Consider the following 5,373-nt stretch of genomic DNA (forward strand, 5'->3'; position numbering starts at 1 on the left):
TCATGTTGCTTTATATGGTGGATACGGAAGAATCCATGCATACGCTCAATCGTGAGCATATGAAAGAGGCCGGTATTGAAGATGAGGACGCCTTGTATCGTACCGCCATGGATAATTTGCGCCAACGGATGAATGGACATGTCCAAATTCATCATGCCCAAGGTTGGTCATTGACCCAAATCCATTTGGACAACGACTATGATACTTCCCTGATTTTGCTTTTGGACGAAGTACTTAAAGATGATCCTATGCTGCCGGCCAATCCTGTTTTTGCAGTCCCGGCACGCAACGCTCTGCTCGTTTGCAGCCCGTCCGATGAAGAGGCTTTGCAGGCAATGGCAAATATCGCCCTGCAGGCATTTGAAGACTCTGCCTACGCGATTTCTACCCAGCTTTACCAGTACCATAATGGTACAATCAGCGTTTTCAGAGCAAATTGATTTAAGGCCGTCTGAAAAACAGACGACCTGCCCTTTACCTAAAACCTTCCCATAAGGAAACCCGAAATGACCAAACATATCGCTATCTTACGCGGCGACGGCATCGGCCCTGAAATCGTTGCAGAAACCGTCCGTGTACTCGACAAACTTATCGAACAAGGTTTGGATGTCAGCTACGAATACGCGCCTTTGGGCGGCGAAGCCTATGACGAATACGGCCATCCTTATCCAGAATTCACGCAAAACCTTTGCCGTAAAGCCGATGCGGTCCTACTTGGTGCAGTCGGTTCTCCTCAATACGACAATCTCGACCGCCCGCTGCGCCCTGAACGCGGCTTGTTGGCCATCCGTAAAGACTTGAATCTGTTTGCCAACCTGCGCCCTGCCATTTTGTATAAAGAGCTGGCCAATGCTTCCACTCTGAAACCGGAAATCGTAGCCGGCCTCGACATCCTTATCGTACGCGAACTGACCGGCGATATTTACTTTGGCGAACCGCGCGGCATCCGTGTGTTAGAAAACGGCGAACGCGAAGGCTACAACACCATGAAATACAGCGAAAGTGAAATCCGCCGTATTGCCCACGTTGCCTTCCAATCCGCCCAAAAACGCAGCAAAAAAGTCTGCTCCGTAGGCAAAGCCAACGTTTTGGAAACCACCGAACTGTGGCGCGAAATCTTTGAAGAAATCGGCAAAGAATACCCTGATGTCGAGCTTTCCCATATGTACGTCGACAACGCCGCCATGCAGTTGGTACGTGCGCCCAAACAATTTGACGTGATTGCCACCGGCAACATCTTTGGTGACATTCTGTCTGACGAAGCGTCCATGCTGACCGGCTCCATCGGTATGCTCCCTTCCGCTTCTTTGGACGAAAACGGCAAAGGCCTGTACGAACCGTCCCACGGCTCTGCTCCTGACATTGCCGGTCAAAATAAAGCCAATCCGCTGGCGACCGTCTTATCTCTTGCCATGTTGTTGCGTTACAGCCTAAACGACGAAGCACGCGCGCAACAAGTTGAAAACGCTGTACAAAAAGTACTGCAACAAGGCTTGCGTACCGGCGACATTTACGAAGAAGGTACCAAACTGGTTTCCTGCTCCGAAATGGGCGATGCCGTATTGGCCTCTTTGTAAGAGGCCGTCTGAAAAAAAGCGTGGGATCAATCCCGCGCTTTTTTCTATACAAAAACTCGAAACCATAAAAAAGGGCGTGTTTTCACACGCCCTTATGTCTTTTTCAGACGGCCTTCAGATTGAAGTAATCAACCTCTTTTGTGTTTGCCGCCAAAGCTGTCGTTAGACTTGCGCTTGCCTTTAAAGCCTTCGCCGCCTTTTTTGAAACCGTCAGTTTTTTTGAGACCATCTTTCTTAAAGCCATCTTTCTTGAAACCGTCTTTTTTATGGCCTTCGCCACGAGCTTTACCGCCGAAACCTTCTTTAGCCGGTTTCTTATCGCCGCGCCAGCCGCCGGATTTACGATCGCCCCAACCGCCTTTGCCTTTCGGTTTGCCACCGGCAGATTTGCGTTTACGTGTCGGCTCCATGCCTTCGATGGTCAGCTCAGGCAATTTACGGCCGATGTATTTTTCGATTTTGTGTACTTTGACGTATTCGTTCACTTCAGCAAAAGTAATCGCAATACCGGTACGACCAGCGCGACCGGTACGGCCGATGCGGTGAACGTAGTCTTCAGCCTGTTTCGGCAAGTCGTAGTTGATAACGTGGGTAATGGTTGGTACATCGATACCGCGTGCTGCAACATCGGTGGCAACCAAAATTTTGCAGCGGCCTTTACGCAAGTCCATCAGCGTGCGGTTACGCCAGCCTTGCGGCATATCGCCGTGCAGGCAGTTGGCGGCAAAACCTTTTTCGTACAATTCATCCGCGATGACTTCGGTCATGGCTTTGGTGGACGTGAAAATCACGCATTGGTCGATGTTGGCATCGCGCAAGATGTGGTCGAGCAGGCGGTTTTTATGGCGCATATCGTCGCAGTACAACAGCTGCTCTTCGATTTTGCCTTGATCATCCACACGCTCAACTTCGATGGTTTCAGGGTCTTTGGTCAGTTTGCGCGCCAGTTTGCCCACTGCGCCGTCCCAAGTGGCAGAGAACAACAAAGTCTGACGGTCGCTCGGCGTTGCTTCCACGATGGTTTCGATGTCGTCGATAAAGCCCATGTCCAACATACGGTCGGCTTCGTCCAGAATCAGCACTTCCAAACGTTCAAAATCAACTTTGCCGCTCTGCATCAAGTCCATCAGACGGCCCGGAGTGGCGACAATCAGGTCAACCGGTTTGCTCAAAGCACGGGTTTGGTAGCCGAAAGATGCGCCACCGACGATGCTGACGGTGCGGAACCAACGCATATTTTTAGCATACGCCAGCGCGTTTTTTTCCACCTGAGCCGCCAGTTCGCGGGTCGGGGTCAAGACCAAAGCGCGTGGGCCTTTGCCCGTTTTTTCGCTGCGCTTGGTCAGTTTTTGCAAAGTCGGCAGCAGGAAGGCTGCGGTTTTGCCTGAACCGGTTTGTGCCGAAGCCATAATATCGCGACCGTCCAAAGCAAACGGAATCGCTTGCGCCTGAATCGGGGTTGGGCTTTCATAACCCTCGCTACGTACGGCAGACAAAATGTTTTTATCAAGGTTCAAATCGGCAAATTTAATAGACATATCTATCCTAAGAGACAACAACGCGCACGCCTGAACAATTTCAGACGACCTGAAGCAAAGGAAAGTAACGATACGGGAAATGTGAAGTTACAGGGTTGTCGCAAGCATCTTGCTTGTGGTTAACATCGACGACAACCTGCACAGAAAAGGCTTTGCAAATATGCAAGCAATAAAAGAAACACGCCCGAAACGGCGGTTTAGGTTGGATGACGATGGCTTCGTATCAAAAGGCGAACGGCGGATAATAAGGGAGAAAACCTCCCAGGTCAAGCAAAACAGGCTGCGACTGCAAAATCAAGCTATAATGCCGTTTTATTGAATCAGCACGGATGAATCCGACATGAAGTTTTTCAAAACCACCGCCTTATTACCTGCACTTGCTGTCGCCCTGTTGCTTGGCGCGTGCAGCGGATCAGAGAGTTATCGCGGCGAATGGAAGGCCGTTGCGTCCGATGGCAGCAAAGCCGAAATCACCTTTGCCAAAAAAAGCTTTACTATCAAAGACGAAAAAGGCAAAGAAACCGTCTACGAATACACTCAGAACCAATACAAACTGGAAAGCGGCAGAACCAGCTACGGCATCGACATCAAAAACGCCTCGGAAGCACGAATCGTGTTCCCGTTTAAAGGCAAGACCGACCGCGCCACCATGGTTGCGCCTGACGATACAATTCTCTATATGCTTGACCGACACGCCTACGTCCCTGCTGATCAATTCTGGAAACTTCCCCAATAAGGCCGTCTGAAACCATGACCGACATTACCCCCTTTGCCAACCGCTTAGGCAAAAACATCAAACATCTTATGAAATGGGCCAAACGCAACAATATCGAAGCTTGGCGCATTTACGACCGCGATATTCCCCAATTTCCCTTTGCCGTCGATGTTTACGGCGACCAAATCCATCTTCAGGAATACGATACCGGCTGGCTGATGCAGCCCAAAGAATACGAAGCATGGCTTGCCAATGTATTGGAAGCCATTGGTTTTGTGACCGGTTTTGCGCCAGAACAAATCCACCTCAAACGCCGCGAACGTCAAAAAGGTTTGCAACAATACGAGAAAACCGGCAAAACCGGCGACGATTTCGTCATCACTGAAAACGGCCGTAAGTTTTGGGTCAACCTCGACAAATACCTCGACACCGGCCTCTTCCTCGACCACCGCAACACGCGCAAAAAAGTCGGCGACACCGCAGCGGGCAAACGCTTCCTCAACCTGTTTTCCTACACAGGCAGCTTTACCGTCTATGCCGCAACCGGCGGCGCGGTATCCAGCGAAACCGTCGATTTATCCAACACTTATCTCGAGTGGGCAAAACGCAATTTTGAACTCAACGGCATCGACAACGAACAACACAAAATCGTCCGTGCCGATGTGTTCCAATACCTGCAAAATGCCGCTGACGAAGGCAAAAAGTTTGACCTGATCGTCATGGATCCTCCCAGCTTTTCCAACAGCAAAAAGATGCTCGACATCCTCGACATCCAGCGCGACCATAAAAAGCTGATCGACGGCGCAATGAGCCTGCTCGCTTCAGACGGCATTTTATACTTCTCCAACAACCTGCGCAGCTTTGTGTTGGACGATTCAGTCGCGGAACAATACGCAGTCAAAGATATTTCCAAACAGTCCGTTCCCGACGATTTCCGCAACAAAAAAATCCATCAATGCTGGGAAATCAAGCATAAATAAGCATCAGGCCGTCTGAAAGCCAGTTTTCAGACGGCCTGATTGCCATATTGAATCTCTGAATTAATAGGCGCATAATTCAAGAGATTGTTGACAATATCAAAAGGAAAAGAAAATGCAAAACTACCTGACGCCCAATTTCTCATTCGCCCCCATGATTCCGGAACGCGCGCTCGGCAGCCGGGTTTGGGATACCGAAGGACGAGAATACATTGACCTGTCAGGCGGTATTGCCGTGAACGCGCTGGGGCATTGCCATCCCGATTTGGTCGCAGCCTTGGCCGAGCAGTCGCAAAAACTCTGGCACATTTCTAATATCTATACCACCCAACCGGCGCAAGAATTAGCCAAAAAACTGGTCGAAAACACCTTCGCCGACAAAGTGTTTTTCTGCAACTCCGGCGCAGAAGCCAATGAAGCTGCGCTGAAACTGGCGCGCAAATACGCTCGCGATCATTTTGGCGAACACAAAACCGAAATCATCTCCTGCCTCAACAGCTTCCACGGCCGTACCCTGTTTACCGTATCCGTCGGCGGCCAGCCCAAATACAGCAAAGACTACGCGC

5 protein-coding genes and 1 pseudogene are annotated in these 5,373 nt (G+C 50.3%); 5 read left to right on the forward strand and 1 reads right to left on the reverse strand.

Annotation, left to right across the window (positions count from 1 at the left end; genetic code table 11):
* Together Q1M25_RS07830 and leuB are read left to right on the forward strand one after the other, a co-directional pair.
* Nucleotides 1-440 (forward strand): annotated as a pseudogene (locus Q1M25_RS07830) (DUF1444 domain-containing protein); the annotation flags it as partial.
* 66 nt (nucleotides 441-506) lie between these two features.
* The gene (leuB, locus tag Q1M25_RS07835; RefSeq protein WP_107858011.1) at nucleotides 507-1,577 is read left to right on the forward strand and encodes a 3-isopropylmalate dehydrogenase; all 1,071 of its coding nucleotides are present in this window, start codon (nucleotides 507-509) and stop codon (nucleotides 1,575-1,577) included.
* A gap of 128 nt (nucleotides 1,578-1,705) precedes the next feature.
* Here leuB and Q1M25_RS07840 read toward each other — a convergent pair whose 3' ends face one another.
* Complete coding sequence (locus tag Q1M25_RS07840; protein WP_300483667.1) at nucleotides 1,706-3,115, reverse strand: DEAD/DEAH box helicase; 1,410 nt, start codon at nucleotides 3,113-3,115, stop codon at nucleotides 1,706-1,708.
* A 340-nt stretch (nucleotides 3,116-3,455) separates the two neighbouring features.
* Here Q1M25_RS07840 and Q1M25_RS07845 point away from each other — a divergent pair, with 340 nt between their 5' ends.
* The 3 genes from Q1M25_RS07845 to Q1M25_RS07855 all read left to right on the forward strand — a co-directional run.
* Entirely contained in the window at nucleotides 3,456-3,851 is a 396-nt protein-coding gene (locus Q1M25_RS07845; protein ID WP_300483670.1) for a glycosyl transferase, read from the forward strand.
* A gap of 14 nt (nucleotides 3,852-3,865) precedes the next feature.
* On the forward strand, nucleotides 3,866-4,810 hold the full coding sequence (locus Q1M25_RS07850; RefSeq protein ID WP_300483673.1) for a class I SAM-dependent methyltransferase: 945 nt from the start codon (nucleotides 3,866-3,868) through the stop codon (nucleotides 4,808-4,810).
* 112 nt (nucleotides 4,811-4,922) lie between these two features.
* On the forward strand, nucleotides 4,923-5,373 hold a 451-nt coding region (locus tag Q1M25_RS07855; protein WP_300483675.1), incomplete at its 3' end, for an aminotransferase class III-fold pyridoxal phosphate-dependent enzyme.

This window comes from uncultured Neisseria sp. (genome assembly GCF_951230505.1).
Classification (GTDB): Bacteria; Pseudomonadota; Gammaproteobacteria; order Burkholderiales; family Neisseriaceae; genus Neisseria.